General features: G+C 63.2%; 14 protein-coding genes. 7 read left to right on the forward strand and 7 right to left on the reverse strand.

What is annotated here, in order from left to right; genetic code table 11:
• The first annotated feature begins 134 nt into the window (after nt 1-134).
• The 3 genes from VN004_RS15000 to VN004_RS15010 all read left to right on the forward strand — a co-directional run bounded on the left by VN004_RS15000 (nt 135) and on the right by VN004_RS15010 (nt 3,766).
• Nucleotides 135-1,394 carry a type II toxin-antitoxin system HipA family toxin gene (locus tag VN004_RS15000; protein WP_325611562.1) on the forward strand — a complete coding sequence of 420 codons (1,260 nt, stop codon included), beginning with the start codon at nt 135-137 and terminating at the stop codon, nt 1,392-1,394.
• Between the two features lie 367 nt (nt 1,395-1,761).
• Nucleotides 1,762-3,189: an NAD-dependent succinate-semialdehyde dehydrogenase gene (locus VN004_RS15005; protein WP_325611564.1), complete on the forward strand. Its 1,428-nt coding sequence runs from the start codon at nt 1,762-1,764 to the stop codon at nt 3,187-3,189.
• Between the two features lie 64 nt (nt 3,190-3,253).
• Nucleotides 3,254-3,766, forward strand: a complete 513-nt coding sequence (locus VN004_RS15010) for a hypothetical protein (RefSeq protein ID WP_325611566.1) — start codon at nt 3,254-3,256, stop codon at nt 3,764-3,766.
• Here the strand turns inward: VN004_RS15010 and VN004_RS15015 are convergent.
• From VN004_RS15015 to VN004_RS15030, 4 genes are all read right to left on the reverse strand, one after another.
• Nucleotides 3,723-6,083 carry a xanthine dehydrogenase family protein molybdopterin-binding subunit gene (locus tag VN004_RS15015; protein ID WP_325611568.1) on the reverse strand — a complete coding sequence of 787 codons (2,361 nt, stop codon included), beginning with the start codon at nt 6,081-6,083 and terminating at the stop codon, nt 3,723-3,725. The genes VN004_RS15010 and VN004_RS15015 overlap by 44 nt on opposite strands.
• Before the next feature lie 28 nt (nt 6,084-6,111).
• Nucleotides 6,112-7,206 carry a Gfo/Idh/MocA family oxidoreductase gene (locus tag VN004_RS15020; protein ID WP_325611571.1) on the reverse strand — a complete coding sequence of 365 codons (1,095 nt, stop codon included), beginning with the start codon at nt 7,204-7,206 and terminating at the stop codon, nt 6,112-6,114.
• Between the two features lie 122 nt (nt 7,207-7,328).
• Nucleotides 7,329-8,078, reverse strand: coding sequence for a CoA-transferase (locus tag VN004_RS15025; RefSeq protein ID WP_325611573.1), 750 nt, complete (start codon nt 8,076-8,078; stop codon nt 7,329-7,331).
• Nucleotides 8,079-8,087: 9 nt separating this feature from the next.
• On the reverse strand, nt 8,088-8,903 hold the full coding sequence (locus VN004_RS15030) for a CoA transferase subunit A (RefSeq protein WP_325611575.1): 816 nt from the start codon (nt 8,901-8,903) through the stop codon (nt 8,088-8,090).
• Between the two features lie 106 nt (nt 8,904-9,009).
• On the opposite strand from VN004_RS15030, the gene VN004_RS15035 reads away from it, so the two are divergent.
• The 3 genes from VN004_RS15035 to VN004_RS15045 all read left to right on the forward strand — a co-directional run bounded on the left by VN004_RS15035 (nt 9,010) and on the right by VN004_RS15045 (nt 12,066).
• Entirely contained in the window at nt 9,010-9,966 is a 957-nt protein-coding gene (locus VN004_RS15035; protein WP_325611578.1) for an NAD(P)-dependent oxidoreductase, read from the forward strand.
• Between the two features lie 173 nt (nt 9,967-10,139).
• Nucleotides 10,140-11,153, forward strand: coding sequence for a S1C family serine protease (locus tag VN004_RS15040; protein WP_325611580.1), 1,014 nt, complete (start codon nt 10,140-10,142; stop codon nt 11,151-11,153).
• A gap of 1 nt (nt 11,154) precedes the next feature.
• Nucleotides 11,155-12,066, forward strand: a complete 912-nt coding sequence (locus tag VN004_RS15045) for a lytic transglycosylase domain-containing protein (protein ID WP_325611582.1) — start codon at nt 11,155-11,157, stop codon at nt 12,064-12,066.
• Nucleotides 12,067-12,372: 306 nt separating this feature from the next.
• Here the strand turns inward: VN004_RS15045 and VN004_RS15050 are convergent, their stop codons facing one another.
• Nucleotides 12,373-12,831 (reverse strand): Lrp/AsnC family transcriptional regulator, encoded by a 459-nt coding sequence (locus VN004_RS15050; RefSeq protein ID WP_325611625.1) that lies wholly within the window; start codon nt 12,829-12,831, stop codon nt 12,373-12,375.
• A 141-nt stretch (nt 12,832-12,972) separates the two neighbouring features.
• Between VN004_RS15050 and VN004_RS15055 the strand changes: the two genes are divergently transcribed.
• Nucleotides 12,973-15,363 carry a transketolase gene (locus VN004_RS15055; RefSeq protein WP_325611584.1) on the forward strand — a complete coding sequence of 797 codons (2,391 nt, stop codon included), beginning with the start codon at nt 12,973-12,975 and terminating at the stop codon, nt 15,361-15,363.
• Nucleotides 15,364-15,497: 134 nt separating this feature from the next.
• Here VN004_RS15055 and VN004_RS15060 read toward each other — a convergent pair whose 3' ends face one another.
• The gene (locus VN004_RS15060; RefSeq protein ID WP_325611586.1) at nt 15,498-16,085 is read right to left on the reverse strand and encodes a Yip1 family protein; all 588 of its coding nucleotides are present in this window, start codon (nt 16,083-16,085) and stop codon (nt 15,498-15,500) included.
• 63 nt (nt 16,086-16,148) lie between these two features.
• The gene (locus VN004_RS15065) at nt 16,149-17,783 is read right to left on the reverse strand and encodes a GMC family oxidoreductase (RefSeq protein ID WP_325611588.1); all 1,635 of its coding nucleotides are present in this window, start codon (nt 17,781-17,783) and stop codon (nt 16,149-16,151) included.
• Nucleotides 17,784-17,785 lie beyond the last annotated feature (2 nt).

A 17,785-nucleotide genomic window follows, 5' to 3' on the forward strand; every position in this document is an offset into this window, starting at 1 on the left:
GGCCTCACCGGGGTCGGGGTGCGGTTCGTGCGCGAACTGGAGGCGGGCAAGGAAAGCTGCCGGGTGGGACTGGCCCTTCAGGTCGCAAGAGCACTTGGTCTTGTTCTGACCGTCCAACGCAGGCGGGAGGTTCCTTGACCCATTCGCTGGACGTGTATTTCCGGGAAACGAAGGCAGGCATTCTCAGCCAGCAGGAGAACGGCGCGCTCTCGTTTGTCTACGATGCTGCGTACCGGAACGCCGCAGACGCGCGGGCGATATCGTTTTCCATGCCGCTCGGGGAAACCGTCTTCGAGGATCGTGTCGTCCGCCCCTTTTTCTCGGGTCTGCTGCCCGACGAGGCGGCACGCCAAAAACTGGCTGGCGCACTCGGCGTTTCGGCAGGCAACGCTTTCGGTCTTCTGGAGATTATCGGCGGGGAATGCGCTGGCGCGCTCTCCCTGTATCCTGCGGGCAAAACGCCGCCTTCTTCCGACGTCGGCGGCGTGGAAATTTTGACTAAAGAGCGGCTGAAGGAAATTCTCGGCAAGTTGCGCGAACGGCCGCTGCTCGGCGGCGAAGAGGGCGTGCGCCTGTCGCTTGCCGGGGCGCAGGACAAACTGGCGGTGTGTGTCGAAGGCGATCAAATCGGCCTTGCAAAAGGCGGCCGCCCGACCACGCACATTCTGAAACCTGCGATCCAGGTTCTCGATGGCACCGTTGAGAATGAACTCTTTTGTCTGCGTCTTGCCGCGCGGCTCAAACTTCCAGCACCGTCAGCCGAACTGCGTCGCAACGGCAAGGTCCCGTTCCTGCTCGTAGAGCGATACGACCGCGTGAAGGACAAATCGGGACACATCACCCGCCTGCATCAGGAAGACTTCTGTCAGGCGCTCAGCGTGCCGCCAGAACTCAAATATGAAGAAGAGGGTGGACCAGGAATAAAGCGATGCCTTGAGTTGATCGATCGGGCGACAGCCCGGCCGGCGGCCGATCGTCTTGGCTTCATTCGCATGCTGATCTTCCATTACCTCGTCGGCAACGCCGACGCGCACGGCAAGAACTATTCGCTGCTCTATCGTAAGACGACACCCGATCTCGCACCGCTTTACGACGCCGTCTGCACGGCCGCCTATCCGCGCCTTACCAAGAAGCTCGCGATGAAGATCGGCGACCGTAACATCCCGGACACGATACACTGGGCGCAATGGAAGACGATTGTTCCCGACACCCGCGCGGCACAGCGCCTGCTGGCGAAGGACATGGCCGATCTTGCGGGCGCCATCCGTGGGGAAGCCGATAATCTCATCGCGGAGCTGAAGGAAACAAGCAATCACCACGCCATTCTCAAGGCGGTCCGGTCGATCATCGAAACGCGCGCAACACATTTGCTGCGAATAACCGAGAACGTCTGAAGTCATTTCGCCCGTCTTTGCGCTGGCGTGTCCTCTATCCGAACGTCGGAACGCAAGAAGCGGGTCGAAGCGATTGATCGCGTCAAGATTCCACGTTCAGGCTTTGATCACCTTGAGGGCCTTCGAGAGTCGGCACCGGTCGCGTCAAAGATGCGCGTCAAATGCAAAGCCCCGAACCCAGCGGATTTCAGTTTGTGAAATCCGAAGCTGGCGCCGCGGATAGCCGTCTCGGGTGAAAGCTGCTAAGACGCGCGGCCGGAAATTTATCCGTCATGCGAGGGCGAAGGCTCGCTCGTTCGCATGACGAAAGGCCGGGCCGCTTTGCGCCTTTGGCCCGCCCTGACACATCAAAGTGCGAGGACCCTGCATGTACACCGATCTCAAGCTTTACATCGACGGCGAATGGCTCAATGGCGCGGGCCGCAAGGGCGAAGAGGTGCTGAACCCCGCCACCGGCAAGTCGCTGGGCACGCTGCCACATGCCAGCAAGGCTGATCTCGATCGCGCACTCGCAGCCGCCGACAAGGGCTTTGCGGTGTGGCGCGCTACCACTGCCTACGACCGCGCCAGGATCATGCGCAAGGCAGCCGATCTCGTGCGCGAGCGTGCCGATCACATCGCGCGCGTGATGACGCAGGAGCAGGGTAAGCCGCTGGTCGAATCCAAAGGCGAGGTGCTCGTTACCGCCGACATCATCGACTGGATGGCCGAGGAAGGCCGGCGCGCCTATGGTCGCATCGTGCCGGGCCGTGGCAAGAATATCCGTCAGCTCGTCCTTCAGGAGCCGGTGGGCGTGGTCGCGGCCTTCACGCCATGGAATTTCCCCACGCTGACACCGGTGCGCAAGATCGCGGGCGCATTGGCGGCAGGATGCTCCATCATCGTGAAGGCGTCCGAAGAAACGCCGGGGTCGTGCGTCGAACTGGTGAAGTGTTTCGCCGATGCCGGGCTGCCCAAGGGCGTGCTCAATCTCGTCTTCGGTGTGCCGTCGGATGTGTCCGAGCATCTGATCGGCGCCGACAGCGTTAAGAAGATTTCGTTCACCGGATCGGTGCCAGTCGGCAAATTGCTGGCCGGCCTTGCTGCCAAAGGCATGAAGCGCGCGACCATGGAGCTTGGCGGGCATTCGCCGGTCGTGGTGTTCGCTGATGCCGATCCCGAAAAGTCAGCCGACACCATTGCGGCGTTCAAGTATCGCAATGCCGGTCAGGTCTGCATCTCTCCGACCCGCTTCTATGTGCAGGAGGGCGTCTATGATCGCTTCGTGAAGCGCTTCACGGAATTCGCCAACAACGTGAAGCTCGGCGACGGTCTAGAGAAGGACACCACCATGGGCCCGCTCGCCAATGCGCGCAGGCTCGATGCGATGGAAGCGATCGTGCAGGACGCCAAGAGCCGCGGCGGCACCATCGTCACCGGCGGCAAGCGGCGCGGCAATCAGGGCTATTTCTTCGAGCCGACCGTCATCACCGACGTGCCGGACGATTCCAAGATCATGACCGAAGAGCCGTTCGGTCCGGTAGCGCCGATCGTGCCGTTCAAGACTTTCGATGAGGTGGTCGAGCGGGCAAATTCGCTGCCCTTCGGTCTCGCGTCCTACGCGTTCACGACCAATACGCAGACCGCGACCATGATCGGTGACGCGCTGCAATCCGGCATGGTGGGGGTGAATTCGGTGGCGATCTCGACCCCGGAAACGCCGTTCGGAGGCATCAAGGAATCCGGTTACGGCCAGGAAGGCGGGATCGAGGGCCTTGAGGCCTACACCAATCGCAAGTTCATCTCACAGGGTTGATGCCCGCATGGAACGGTGAGCCGGTTCCGTCATTGACGCGATGTGTTCAAGACGGGACCGTATCATGCGTGGCCTATGGAGCGTCGTCGTTGCAAGCCTGATCCTCGTGGGACCACTCCTCACGACAGAGCCGGCGAACGCACAGGGCGCAGCACTCGGCTGGCGGCCTTATGTCGATGAACGGACGGGCACGCGGGTCGATTTTCCTGCCGGCCTGTTCACCGTTGATGCAGGCGAACCGGAGCGCGGCACCGGCCGGGTGTTCGAAAGTGCCGACGGGCGCGCCACGTTCTCCGCTTATGCCCTCGACAATGACGAAGGGCACACGCCGGAGAGCTATCTGCGCAGGTTCCTGAAGGTCGATCCCAGCACCATCGATTACCGGCGCGTGACCAATCGCTTCTTCGCGATCTCTGGCGTTCGCGACGGCCGCGTCTATTACAGCCGCTGCAATTTCCATGGCCGGATGCACTGCATCTACATTGCCTATCCCGAGCGCGAACTTCGCGCGTGGGACGGCATCGTCACACGCATCAGTCTGACGCTTCGCGGGCCGGCAGGCCTGTCTGCACGTTAGCCGCCTGGCAAACGCGCCAGATTTTCTCCATCGTGGCCGGCATGTCCATCTGCGCGGCAGCGGGCAATGCATCGGCGATGGCATTCATGATCGCGGCCAGTGAAGCGGTAGTGCCGGCTTCGCCGACGCCCTTCACACCGAGCGGATTGGTTGTTGCGGGAACCGGATGCGAATCGTCGCGCAGCAGCGACGGCATGTTGTTCGCGCGTGGCATCGCGTAATCCATGAACGATCCGGTGACGAGCTGCCCGTTCGCGGCATCGTACACCGCGTGCTCCAGCAGCACCTGGCCAAGCCCTTGCGCGATACCGCCGTGGACCTGGCCGTGCGCCAGCGTGTGATCCAGCACGGTCCCGCAATCGTCGACCGCATAATAGCCCACCACGGCGACTTCGCCGGTTTCCGGCTCGATCTCGACTTCGGCGATGTGACAGCCATTTGGAAAGGTCTGCGGCGTGTCGACGTCGCGCCTGGTGTCGAGGCTCTCGGCGATCTCGCCCTTGTCTTTCATTTCAGCGGCCTTGACCGCAAGGTCGAACAGGCCGATCGCGCGATCGGTGCCGACCACCTCGAACTGCCCGCGGCGATAGGCGATGTCCTTCTCGTCGGCTTCGAGGATTTGCGCCGCCAGCATCTTGCCCTTTTCGAGCATCGCTTCGACGGTGCGCACCACTGCCGTCCCCGCGGTGATGGTGGAACGCGACGCGACGGAGGGCCAGCCCTTGATCTCTAAATCGCTGTCGCCCTGACGATGCTTCACCAGCGCCGGATCGATTGCGAGTTTGTCGGCGACCAGCCGCGGATAGATCGTCGCATGTCCCTGCCCGGTATTGCCGACATTCATGTTGACGACGACCGTGCCGTTGCCCGGAAAGGTCAGCCACGCGCCTTCGTTCGGCACACCGCCGGAATGTTCGAGAAAGCAGGAGATGCCGATGCCGCGCAGCTTGCCATTGGCTTCGGATTCGCGGCGGCGATCGGCGAAGCGCTCGATTTGTGCGAGCGCCAGCGCCTTGTCAAAAATCTCGGGAAACGCACCGCTGTCGAAAGTGGCGCCCATCGCGGTCTTGTAAGGAATCGCGGAAGGCGGAATGAGGTTGCGCTTGCGAAGCGCGATCCTGTCGATGCCGGTCACGCGCGCGGCCTCATCGACCAGCCGCTCGATCAGGTAATTGGCTTCCGGCCGTCCGGCGCCGCGGTAGGGACCCGTCGGGATCGTGTTGGTGTAGACGCATTGCACGCCGATATCGATCTTCGGGATGTCGTACATCGCCGGAAAGCAGCGCGCGAAATTGTTGGTCGCGAGCTGGATGCCAGCGGAGGCGACATAGGCGCCGAGATTCTGGATCTGCCGCGCGCGCAGCGCGAGGAACTTGCCGTCGGCGTCGAGCGCAAGTTCTCCGATCGTGACGTTGTCGCGGCCCTGGTTGTCGCTGTTGAAGGCTTCCGACCGGCTCGCCATCCAATGGACCTTGCGGCCGTATTTCTTCGCCGCGGCAAGCAGCACCGGATATTCCGGATAGGCGCCGCTCTTGAGGCCGAATGCACCGCCGACATCCTCGGTCACGACGCGTAGCATCTGCTTGTCGATGCCCATGATCGCCGCGACCATGTCGCGCATCGGTCCCGCGCCCTGTGAGCAGACCCGCAGCGTGTAGCGCCCGCTCCGCGCATCGAAGCTGCCGGTGCCGCCGCGCGTTTCCATCGGCGCCATGACCATGCGCTGCTGCACGACGGTGACGCGCGCGACATGCGCGGCCGAGCGGATGATCTCGTCGACCGCGGCGACATTGGCGGGATCATCTACGGGGCCCGGATAGTCGAGCGCGAGATTGCCGGGGATGTCGTCGAACAGGCGCGGTGCCTCGGATTTCAGGGCCTCCCGCGCATCGACCAGGGCCGGCAATTCCTCGTATTCGACCGCCACGAGTTCCGCGGCATCAAGCGCCTGCGGCAGGCTGTCGGCGACCACCATCGCCACCGCTTCGCCGACATGCATGACCTTGCCATCGGCGAGGCAGGGACGGTGTGAGAACGCGATCTTGGCGCCGCCGCGTCCGCCAATCGGCGGGTGCCGCGTCACCGAGCCGATGCCCTCGAGATCGGCGGCGGTCAGGACGCCGAGCACGCCCGGGGCCTTCAGCGCCTCATCGAGCGAAATCCCGACGATCCGGGCATGAGCATGGGGCGAGCGCACGAAGACGGCATGGGCGACGCCCTGCTTCTCCACGTCGTCGACGAAATGGCCACGGCCGCGCACCAGGGCGTCGTCCTCGACGCGGGGGCCGTGAGAGGGGTGATCCGAATCGGCAGCCATGCGGGTGGTCTTAAGCGGCCGGAACGGCTTATGGAAGGGGCGTCCGCTGCGCCTTGATCATGTCCGCAATTCCGGCGAGCGACTCATTCGTCAGCGGGATATCGACCGGCTGGTTGCGTTCCGCCGAGAGATCGGCAGCGAGGTAGCATTCCATGACCGTGCGGGCGCTTTCCGGCGACACCATCGGCGGCCGGTCCATGATGCAGGATTCCAGGAAGTGGATGGTCTCCGGTCCCATCTGGCCGGCAAAGACGTGGTCGACCTGCTCGCCCGGCATGGTCGACATCGCGAACTGCATGCCGCCCTGCACGGTGTTGAGCCAATGGTCGCGCGCGGTGTCGTCGAGAAACAGGGACCCTTCCGTGCCGGTGATCTCGATCGTGGTGGCGCAGTAATTCGGATAGCTCGGCGGCAGATTCCAGCCGCCGCCGATAGCGACGAGGACGCCGTTATCCATCTTCACCGTGGACCACATGATGTCATAGGAGCCGTTGACCGGCTGCATATAGCCGTAAGCACCTTGCGAATAGACGCTGACGGGCTTCGCCGGCTCGAGCAGCCAGAACACAATGTCGAGGTCGTGCGTCGATTCCATCGCTGCGGGTGAAAGTCGGACGCGGCTCGCGATCTTCTTGCCGAGGCTGCGCGACAGATGCCGGCTCACCATCACCGATACCGGCTTGCCGAGCGTGCCATCGTTCAGCTTTTTCTTGGCATAGGCGAACTTGGTGTTGAAGCGCTGCGAATAGCCGATCGTGAACTTGACGTTGTTGCGCTTTGCGATCGCGATCAGCTCGTCGGCTTCGTAAAGCTCGAGCGCGATCGGCTTCTCCAGCAGCACATGCTTGCCCGCCTTCAGGCAATCGCGCGCGATCGGATAATGCGTATTCTCCGGCGTGGTCGAAATGTAGACGACGCGAATGTCGTCATTTTTCACGATGTCCCGATAATCGAGCGTCGCGACCGCGGCATTAGTGAGGGCCTTGATTTCCTTGAGGCGGTCGGGCCGGATTTCGCAGACATGCAGCTTTTTCACGAGCGGATAACGCGACAGCGTTTCGGCGCGAATCCCTCCGCACCAGCCGGTGCCGATGACTGCGACTTCAACAGGCTCTACCGGCATTTCCTCTCCATTCCGCGTGACGTCCGGGGCAAGGCGCCTGGCGCGGCGCAGACCGGGCATTCATTCTTATTGCAAGCATTGATCGCGAGATGGATTGCCGGGTCAAGCCCGGCAATGACGGCTCACGCCGCTTTCACGATGCCGAAAACCTTCTCGGCGAATTGGGGATAGACCTCGGCGAGTTCAGGCGCGACGACCTCGCGCATCAGGCGCAGCGTCTGCGCATCCGGCGCCGGCGTTTCCGGCACGCGGTCCGGCCGGACGAAATCGAAGCCGGTATGCTCGACAATCTCATCGATGCCGTGCCCTGGATGCACGCTCTGCAACCGGAAACAGCGGCGCTCCTTGTCGAACGCGAACAGGCACCGATTGGTGATCAACGCGACCGGTCCGCCGCTGCGATAAACCTTCGGATCGCTCACGCCCGGCGCGCTGACAAAGCTCACCTTCGGAACAAGCGTGCGGCGTGAATGCTCGGTGCGAAACAGGATGACTTTCGGCACCACGAAGTAAAGATAGGCCGATCCGAACGAACCGGGGAAGCGCACCTGCGGCTTGTCATGGTCGCCGATGCCGACAAGGTTGATGTTGCCTTCGCCGTCGATCTCTCCACCGGACAGGAAGAAAACATCCATGCGGCCCTGGCCCGCGCAATCGAACAGCTCGACGCCGCCGTCGGTGAAGAAATTGTGCTTGCGGCTTTGCAACAGCGACACATAGGGCGGCCTTTGCGACCGGCTATTGGCGCGCGCGCGACACAGGAGCGCGGCCGCCGCCGGAATCGGCGAGGCATTGCCGACCGCGATATGCCGCACATCACCGATCAGATCGGCGACTGCCGCGATCAAGAGTTCTTCAGACTGCAGTGACATGACCGATCGCTACGCCGCCTTCTTGCCGAATACATATTCATCGCAATAGCGCGCGAAGCCTTCCGCAGTTTTCGCGAGCCGCGCATATTCGGCAAGATGCGCCACATCGACCGGATAATAATCCGGCAGCGACAGCGGCCAGGCGCCCCTTTCCACCACGGCGACCGCCTCGACATAGAAGCCGGGCAGCACGCCGGCGGCGAGCACCGGATCGCTGAGAAGATTGCCGTCGTGCAGGCGCTCCACCGTCACCACGGTCTTGCGCGAGGCATGCGCGAGCGTTGCCAGATCGCGCTGGCGCCCGATCCAGACGTTGCCGTCGCAGTCCGCCATCGGCGCATGGAACAGCGCAACATCGGGGCGGATCGCGGGCAGCAGAACGATCGGATCGTCATTACCGAACGGATTGTCGATCACGCGCCAGTCGCTGCGGACATTCATCAGGTCCGAGCCGATCAGCCCGCGCAGCGGCATGAACGGATTGCCCTTTTCCGCGGCTTCCAGCGCGGCGTAAATTGCGGGGCAGGTGGCGTCCTTCATCCGAAGGGCGCCGCCGGTCATGGCCGCGGTAAAGCGGGGTGCTGGTCCAAATTCGCCGAGGCTGACGGCGGAGGTTTCCAGGGTCTCCACGCCGCCGGCGCCAATCAGCATGTCGGCCTGCAGGGTCGAAGCCGGCAGCGCGACCAGATGCAGATTTTTCACATTGCGGCGGATCAACGCGCGCGTCGCCTCCATGGCGACGCCGGCCTGCTCGCGCGGCACCGCCAGCATGCAGCCATCGACGATCGGCGCGAGTGCGTCTTCAAGCGAAACAATGACCGGCATACGACCTCCGCTATACGATCATAGGTCGGCCGCGTGACGTTGCGAAGTCCTTGCAGCGCAGGGCACCTGTGTTACGAGACGGGTGACAACGCCGCGGGAGGAACGGATGGCGACGAATACCAAGATCGGCTGGATCGGCATGGGCCGCATGGGCTACGCGATGGCCGAGTGGCTGCTGAAGTCCGGATACGACGTTTCGATCTGGAACAGGACCAAGTCCAAGGCCGAACCACTGACCAAGATCGGCGGCAAGGTGGTCGACAAGCTGTCCGACCTGAATGGCGTGGATGTGCTGTTCTCCATCGTTTCGGCCGGCAAGGACGTGAAGGAAGTCTATTTCGGCCCGAACGGAGTCGCGCCGAACGGCAAGGGCGCGATGCCTAAGATCGTGGTCGATTGCTCGTCCATCTCGGTCGACGATTCCGCGGACATCCGCGAGCAGCTGAAAGCGTTGGGCTCCGAATTCGTGGCCTGCCCGGTCTCGGGCAACGCCAAGGTGATCAAGGCCGGCAAGCTGTCCGCCGTCGCCTCCGGCCCCGAGGCCGCCTTCCGCAAGGTTGAGGACATGGTCCTCAAATTTGCGCCGAACGGCGTGTCCTATGTCGGCGACGGCGAGCTCGCACGCATCTGCAAGATCGCGCACAACGTGATGCTCGGCGTGGTGATCCAGAACCTCATCGAAATCACGCTTCTCGCCAACAAGATGGGCGTGCCGCGCGAGGCGTTCCTGAAATTCATGAATAACGGCGTCATGGGGTCGATGTTCACGCGCTACAAATCGCCGGCCCTGGTCAATCTCGACTGGACCACGACGTTCACGCCCGAATTGCTGCTGAAGGATCTCGATCTCGGCCTCGAACTTGGCCGCGAATGGAAAGTTCCGATGCCGACCACGGCGGCAACGCGCGAAATCCTGCAGGGCCATATCGGCAATGCGATCCTGCAAAAGGATCCGAAGGCCTATCTGGAAAAGGATTTCGCCACGTTGATGGAAACGATGGCAAACCTGTCCGGCATGAAGCTGGAGAGCGAGAACAAGAACGTTCCGACCGGCCTGGAATAGCCTGACTTCCGCCAACGTTGACGCAATTTTTACGGCACATCGCCCGAGGATACCGTCAACAAGCGTCTCTCCCCTTGTGAGAGACGCAGATCGTGCCTCTATAATTGGCACTGGTCTTGCTAATTCCGATTCGGATCGGAATCTTCAAGTCCCAGAGCCAAATGGAGGCCTTGATGCGAAAGTCACGACCCTTGCGCGTGGTGCTGCTGCTGGTCTCGGTGCTGGTACTGTCCGCCGCGTCGGGTTCTGCCTTCGCACAGGACGAGGGCGTCAAGATCAGCACGGACGACCTGTTGTCGTCCGTGGTCCGGATCAAGACCTACATCAATCCTGACGGCCGCACCGTCGACAATCTCGGCCAGGAACGCGACGGTTCCGGCATCGTGATCGATGACGACGGTTTGATCCTCACCATCGGCTACCTGATGGTCGAAGCGCACGCCGCCGAAGCGATCACCAATGACGGCCGCAAGATACCGGCGACCATCGTCGGCTACGATCACGACACCGGCTTTGGCCTCCTGAAGGCCGTGGCGCCGCTGAAGGTGCGGCCCATGTTGTTCGGCAATTCCAAGGACGTGAAGGTCGGCGATCCGGTCCTCGCCGCGAGTTTCGGAGGCCGCGATGGCATCGCCCCCGCGCGCGTCGTGTCCCGGCGCGAATTCGCCGGCTCGTGGGAATATCTCGTCGATGGCGCGATCTACACGGCACCCGCTCATTCGCATTGGAGCGGCGCGGCGCTCATCACCCGCGACGGCAAGCTGGTCGGCGTCGGATCGCTGATCGTCGGCGATGCCTCTGGCTCGGGCGGCGGCGCCGGCAACCTCTACATTCCGACGGACCTCTTGAAGCCGATCCTCGCCGACCTCATCGCCAACGGCGCGGTCGGCGGCGCGCCAAAGCCGTGGATCGGACTGAATACGCAGCCCACCGACCAGGGGCTGGTGGTTTCGCGCGTGACCCCCAACTCACCGGCTGAAAAGGCGGGCCTGCGCAAGGGCGACCTGATCACCAGGATCGCCGGCGATTCGCCGAAAACGCTGCCTGACTTCTATCGCAAGCTTTGGTCACTCGGTTCTGCGGGCACCGTGGTGCCGCTGGATATCAGCCGAGACGGCGCGGACCAGCACATCGATGTTCAGTCGATCAGCCGCATGGATCATCTGAAGCTGAAGAGCACGTTCTGAGATGCTTCGCACGAGGGCTCCGCTAGCCGCCGCGCGGCTCGGCGGAGCCCTTGCGCTCTATCTCGCGATAGTGCCCGCCGCGCTCGCGCAACCCTCGGCGTCCGAAGATTCGATTTGCCTGATGATCGAGTCAGCGGCGCGGGACCATGGCCTGCCGTTCGAGTTCTTCGCCCGGGTGATCTGGCAGGAAAGCCGCTTCCGGGCCGACGCGGTCGGACCGGTGACCCGCAGCGGCAAGCGCGCGCAGGGCATGGCGCAGTTCATGCCCGGCACCGCCGCCGAACGCGGCCTCCTCGACCCGTTCGATCCGGTGCAGGCTCTGCCGAAATCTGCGGAGTTCCTGAAGGAGCTGTGGCTGCAATTCGGCAACCTCGGGCTCGCTGCCGCCGCCTATAACGCCGGCCCCCGCCGCGTCCGCGAATGGCTTGCCGGCACAGGCCCGATGCCGGGCGAAACGCGCAATTATGTCTCCGCCATTACCGGCATGACCGTCGAAGACTGGGCTGCCGAGCGCACCAAAGCGCTGGAGGGGAAGCCGCCGGAGAAGCAGGAGCAGAAGCGACAGCCCGGTTGCGGTGAACTGATGGCGATGCTGAAGCGATCGCCGAGCCGCTTCCTCGAGCAGCTCACGCAGCGCGTGGTGCATTCGCTGGCGCAGCCCTGGGGCGTGCAACTCGGCGCCGGCTTCTCGCGCGACCGGGCGATGGCGATGTATGCGCGCGCGCTGAAGCGCTACGAGAGCGTGCTGACCGGCAAGAGTCCCGGCATCCAGTCCACAACGATGCGAACGCGCGGCCGCGCGATCTTCTATCAGGTGCGGATCGGCACCGATACGCGGGCCGAGGCGAATGCGCTCTGCAACAGCCTGCGCAAGGTCGGCGGCGCGTGCCTCGTGCTGCGCAACAAAGGATAGGCGCCACTCCAAAGCAGTTTCGGTGGAATCACTTCGCTCCCGTCCTGTCATGCCCCGAGAAAGCGGGGCAGCCAGTAAACTCCCGAAGCAGTTCTATTAACTGAATCTCCCGCTTTCGCGGGCGCTGAGACCGAGAGAGCAGCCGCTTCGTGAAAATAAATGTGCTCCGGCGATCGCCCATCTCTCCCCTTCGATCGACTGAGTGCAACGAAGGAGAGCGGGTGGGGTGATCGTCTGCAGCTTCTCCCACCCGGCTCGCTTTCGCTCGTCATCCTCCCCCGCAAGCGGGGGAGGGACAGGGAAGCATCACACCGGGAGCACGTTGGTGTATTTCACCTGCTCCAGTGCGAAGCTCGATTCGATCGAGGCGATGCCGTCGAGCCGCGTCAGCTTCTGCTTGAGGAATTGTTCGTAGGCCGCAAGATCGGCGACCACGACACGCAACAGATAATCGCGCGGTCCGGTCATCAGATAGCATTCCAGAACTTCCGGCCAGCGCGCGATCGCCTTGCCGAATTTCGCAAGCGCCTCCTCGCGCTGGCTTTCCAGCTTGATCGACACGAACACGCTGACCGGCAAGCCGACTTCGCGCTGGTTCAGCACCGCGACATAGCGCGCGATAATCCCCGCCTTCTCCATCAGCCGAACACGGCGCAGGCAGGGCGATGGCGACAGCCCGACCTTCTCGGCAAGCGTCGCGAGGCTCAAGCGACCATCTTCCTGAAGCAAGGCGAGAATCTTCCGGTCGATTGCGTCGAGCTGCATTTTGGCTAATTTCACCAACTATTGGCCTGCTTTTGGCTGATTATGCCAATCCTGAGGTCTATCGTAGCGCAGTTTAGACGCCCCTGCCATCCGCGACGTGGGACACTTAAGTGTACGAAATTCAGCCGAGGGGGCGCGCCCATGCCCGAAACCCGCGTCGAGATCCTGTCCGAACTTGAAAAGAAGGTGCTGTGGCTCGCCAGCTGGATGATCCACAACGCCAACCACATCCGCGAGAATGTCGACGGGCTGAAGGTCGGCGGACACCAGGCGTCATCTGCCTCGCTCGCGACCATCATGACGGCGCTGTATTTCGACATTCTGCGTCCGCAGGACCGCGTCGCGGTGAAGCCGCATGCCTCGCCGATCTTTCACGCGATCCAGTATCTCCTCGGCAAGCAGACCCGCGAGAAGCTGGAAAATTTTCGCGGCTACAAGGGCGCGCAAAGCTATCCGTCGCGCACGAAGGACATCGACGACGTCGATTTTTCGACGGGCTCGGTCGGTCTTGGCGTTGCGCAGACGCTGTTCTCCTCGATTGTGCAGGATTACGTGCATGCGCACGGTCTCGCGAAGGACAAGCCCGAAGGCCGCATGATCGCGCTGGTTGGCGATGCCGAACTCGACGAGGGCAACATCTTCGAGGCGCTGCTCGAAGGCTGGAAGCAGGATCTGCGCAATTGCTGGTGGATCGTCGACTATAACCGGCAGAGCCTCGATGCGGTGGTGCGCGAGGGCCTGTGGGAACGCTACGAGCAGCTCTTCAAGAATTTCGGCTGGGATGTCGTCATCGTCAAATACGGCTCGCTGCAGGAAGAGGCATTCCGCGAGCCCGGAGGCGACAAGTTGCGCGCCTGGATCGATGCGTGTCCGAATCCGCTTTATTCGGCGCTGGTGTTTCAGGGCGGCGCAGCGTGGCGCAAGCGCCTCCTTGACGAGATCGGCGATCAGGGTCCGGTCACGGCGCTGATCGAGAAGCGGTCGGACGAGGAACTGGCGCGCCTGATGAACAATCTCGGAGGCCACGACCTGCCAGCGCTGATCAAGGCCTTCCGCAGCATCAAGCACGACAGGCCGGTCTGCTTCATCTGCTACACGGTGAAGGGCTTCGGCCTGCCGATGGCCGGCCACAAGGACAATCACGCCGGCCTGATGACGCCCGCGCAGATGGAAACCTTCCGCGCGCAGAACAACGTCCGCCCCGGCCATGAATGGGATCGCTTCGAGGGCCTGACGCAGCCGACTGAAACCATCCAGGCTTTTCTCGACAAGGTGCCCTTCGCGCAGCGAAAGAAAGCGCCTGCCGCAGCCCGCATTGCGATTCCGGCGACGCTGACCGTGCCGGCACAAGCCGTGACCTCGACGCAGACCGGCTTCGGCGCCCTGATGAACGAGATCGGCAAGTCGAAGGAGGCTTATGCCTCGCGCATCGTCACCACATCGCCGGACGTCACGGTCTCGACCAATCTCGGCGCCTGGGTGAACCGGCGCGGGCTGTTCGGCCGCAGCCCGATGCTCGATACATTCCGCAACGAGCGCATCCCCTCGACCTTTGCCTGGGAATTCTCGCCGAAGGGCCAGCATATCGAACTCGGCATTGCCGAGATGAACCTGTTCATCGCCTTGTCCGCGCTCGGACTGGCGCACAGCATCGAGGGCGAGCGCCTGCTGCCGATCGGCACGCTGTACGACCCGTTCATCGCGCGCGGCCTCGATGCGCTGAACTATGCCTGTTATCAGGATGCGCGCTTCATCGTGGTGGCGACGCCCTCGGGCATCACGCTCGCACCGGAGGGCGGCGCGCATCAGTCGATCGCGCAGCCACTCATCGGTATGGCGCAGGATGGGCTTGCGTCGTTCGAGCCGGCCTTCGTCGATGAGCTCGCGGTGATCCTGCGCTTTGCGCTCGACTATATCCAGAAGGACGGCGACGCCGCGCCTTCGGAGCGCAACTGGCTGCGCGACGAAACCGGCGGCTCGGTCTATCTGCGCCTCTCGACGCGGCCGATCGAACAGCCTCAGCGCCCGATGACCAATGACTTGCAGCAGGCGATCATCGATGGCGCCTACTGGATGCGAAAGCCCGGACCGAACGCGCAGGTCGTCGTCGCCTATACCGGTGCAATTGCCCCCGAAGCGATCGAAGCGGTGGGACTGATGGGCGAGGACCGCCGCGATGTCGGACTTCTCGCCGTCACTTCGGCAGACCGCCTCAATGCCGGCTGGACCGCAGCGCAACGCGCGCGCGAACGCGGCCTTGTGCATGCGCGCTCGCATATCGAACGGCTGCTCGACGATGTGCCGCCGCATTGCGGACTGGTCACGGTGCTGGACGGACACCCGGCGACGCTGTCGTGGATTGGCGGCGTGCATGGCCACCGTACGCGCGGCCTCGGCGTCGAACATTTCGGCCAGACCGGCTCGCTACCCGACCTCTACCGGCATTATGGAATCGACGCCAACGCGATCATCGCCGCGGCGCAGACTCTCACCGCGGGACGCCCGATCCGCTATTTGCGGGCGCTGAGCTAGCCTCCCTTTCCAGCTGTCATCGCCCGCGAAAGCGGGCGATCCAGTAACCACAAGGCTTCAAGAGTTACTGGATGCCCGCTTTCGCGGGGCATGACAGCAATGAACGATGCGATTCGATCTCAACCGAGATCGCGCTAATCGCGAAACGGCAGCGAAAGCATAGCGGCCTGGATCACCGACATCGCGAGCGTAATGCCGAAAGCGGCAACCACGATCGAAAGCGCATAAGGCAGGATCTTTGGCCGCGGCGTCCCCATCAGGGGCGGCAACCCGGTCCATAGCAGCCGGATGGCATAAAGCCCGAGAATGGCGAGGAACCGCAATCCGGGAACGATCAAAACGATCCCGATGAGCCACACCGGCGTGTAGGAATAAACCGCAAGCTTCAGCGCGTTGCCGAAATTGCGCTTGGTGTTGAACATCGGCGCAAGGACATCGATGACCAGCGCGGTCAGGTAAACGATGACGAAACTGAACAGATAACTGACCAGCGCTCGCAGCAATCCGAACGGAATCGAATCGTGCACCCGGCCGGCGGAGACCGATACGCCGACGAGGCTCGAGCCGATAAAGGCCGAGATCGCCGGAATGGCGGCCAGCAAGGCGACATAGCCGACAAGGAGCCGCGCGGGATCGCCCGATTCGGTCGCGATCAGCGGCCACTCCCGACGCGGATCGGCAACAATATTTCGGATGCGCGCAAGGAGCGGATGCATGGTCATGGTGACGGTGATATCCGGCGACTCTTAGGAAATCGTATGGCGGCCCGCAATCGCATCCGATCCTCATCGCCGCGCATCCTCGCGCACCATCATGGCCCCTTTCTCCGCGATCATCATCGTCGGCGAATTGGTGTTGCCGGAGGTGATCGTCGGCATCACCGAGGCATCGATCACCCTGACATTGGCAAGACCGATCAGCCGCAGGCGCTCGTCGACCACCGCCATCGGGTCGTCCGCGCGGCCCATTTTTGCGGTGCCGACCGGATGGAAGATGGTGGTCCCGATGTCGCCCGCCGCCTTTGCCAGCGCCGCGTCGTCATCGCTGCGAACCGCTTCGCCCGGCAGATATTCCACCGGCTTGAACGCCTGCAAAGCCGGCTGCGCGACGATGTTGCGTGCCACCCGGATCGAGTCCACGGCGACCCGGCGGTCCTCGTCGGTCGAAAGATAATTCGGCTGGATCATCGGCTTGTCGGCGGGATCGGCGCTGCGCAGCCGCACATAACCGCGGCTTGCGGGCCGCAGGTTGCAGACGCTTGTCGTGAAAGCCGGGAAGTCGTGCAGCGGATCGCCGAACTTGTCGAGCGACAAAGGCTGCACATGGAACTGGATATTCGGCCGGTCGTAGCGCGGGCTCGACCGCGTGAATGCGCCAAGCTGGGACGGCGCCATGGTCAGCGGACCGCGGCGCCGGAAGGCGTAATCGAGCACCATGATCCCGCGCCGGACCAGCGACCGGTAGGTTTCGTTCAGCGTGGTGACGCCCGACACCTTGTGGATCAGGCGCAGTTGCAGGTGATCCTGCAGATTTTCGCCGACGCCCGGCTTGTCCAGCACCGGCGCGATGCCGTGTTCGGCGAGTTGCGTGGCCGGACCGACACCCGACAGCATCAGGATCTGCACCGAGCCGATCGCGCCCGCCGACAGGACCACCTCACCGCGGCAGCGCGCGATCTTCCTCTCGCCGTTCTGGCGGAAGCGCACGCCGGTCGCGCGCTTGCCGTCGAATTCGATCTTCTCGACGAGGCACCCGGTCTCGACCCGCAGGTTGCCGCGATGCATGACCGGCTTGAGGAAGCCGCGCGCCGACGACCAGCGCCGCCCCATCTTCTGGTTGACGTGGAAATAGCCGCAGCCCTCGTTGTTGCCGGTGTTGAAGTCGTCGCATTTCGGAATGCCGGCCTGCGCCGCAGCCTCCCGGAACGCATCGGTGATGTCCCAGCGCAGCCTCGGATATTCAACGCGCCACTCGCCGCCCACCCCATGGTGCTCGCTTGCGCCGAGGAAGTGATCAAGCTGCTTGCGAAACAGCGGCTTGACGTCGTCCCAGCCCCAGCCGGTGAGACCGAGCTGCCGCCAGTGGTCGTAGTCCGCAGCCTGCCCGCGCATGTAGATCATCGCGTTGATCGCTGAGCTTCCGCCGAGCACCTTGCCGCGCGGATAGTTGAGCGCACGGCCGTTCAGCCCCGGCACCGGTTCGGTCCGGAACATCCAGTCGGAACGCGGATTGCCGATCGCAAACAGATAGCCGACCGGGATGTGAAACCAGATCCAGTTATCGCGCCCGCCGGCTTCAAGGAGCAGCACGCGCCGGTCCGGGTCGGCGGAGAGGCGGTTCGCCAGCACGCAACCGGCGGAGCCGCCACCGACGATGATGGTGTCGTATTCGCCTTCCATGGGCGTGGCGGATGCCGCCATCC

Origin of the sequence: Pseudorhodoplanes sp. (assembly GCF_035565855.1) — a bacterium.
GTDB lineage: Bacteria > Pseudomonadota > Alphaproteobacteria > Rhizobiales > Xanthobacteraceae > Pseudorhodoplanes.

Excerpts from the sequence above, each read along its gene's own strand:
- VN004_RS15005 (WP_325611564.1), top strand. The coding sequence starts at position 1,762 with ATGTACACCGATCTCAAGCTTTACATCGACGGCGAATGGCTCAATGGC.
- VN004_RS15010 (WP_325611566.1), top strand. The coding sequence starts at position 3,254 with ATGCGTGGCCTATGGAGCGTCGTCGTTGCAAGCCTGATCCTCGTGGGA.
- VN004_RS15015 (WP_325611568.1), bottom strand. The coding sequence starts at position 6,083 with ATGGCTGCCGATTCGGATCACCCCTCTCACGGCCCCCGCGTCGAGGAC.
- VN004_RS15020 (WP_325611571.1), bottom strand. The coding sequence starts at position 7,206 with ATGCCGGTAGAGCCTGTTGAAGTCGCAGTCATCGGCACCGGCTGGTGC.
- VN004_RS15025 (WP_325611573.1), bottom strand. The coding sequence starts at position 8,078 with ATGTCACTGCAGTCTGAAGAACTCTTGATCGCGGCAGTCGCCGATCTG.
- VN004_RS15030 (WP_325611575.1), bottom strand. The coding sequence starts at position 8,903 with ATGCCGGTCATTGTTTCGCTTGAAGACGCACTCGCGCCGATCGTCGAT.
- VN004_RS15035 (WP_325611578.1), top strand. The coding sequence starts at position 9,010 with ATGGCGACGAATACCAAGATCGGCTGGATCGGCATGGGCCGCATGGGC.
- VN004_RS15040 (WP_325611580.1), top strand. The coding sequence starts at position 10,140 with ATGCGAAAGTCACGACCCTTGCGCGTGGTGCTGCTGCTGGTCTCGGTG.
- VN004_RS15045 (WP_325611582.1), top strand. The coding sequence starts at position 11,155 with ATGCTTCGCACGAGGGCTCCGCTAGCCGCCGCGCGGCTCGGCGGAGCC.
- VN004_RS15050 (WP_325611625.1), bottom strand. The coding sequence starts at position 12,831 with ATGCAGCTCGACGCAATCGACCGGAAGATTCTCGCCTTGCTTCAGGAA.
- VN004_RS15055 (WP_325611584.1), top strand. The coding sequence starts at position 12,973 with ATGCCCGAAACCCGCGTCGAGATCCTGTCCGAACTTGAAAAGAAGGTG.
- VN004_RS15060 (WP_325611586.1), bottom strand. The coding sequence starts at position 16,085 with ATGACCATGCATCCGCTCCTTGCGCGCATCCGAAATATTGTTGCCGAT.
- VN004_RS15065 (WP_325611588.1), bottom strand. The coding sequence starts at position 17,783 with ATGGCGGCATCCGCCACGCCCATGGAAGGCGAATACGACACCATCATC.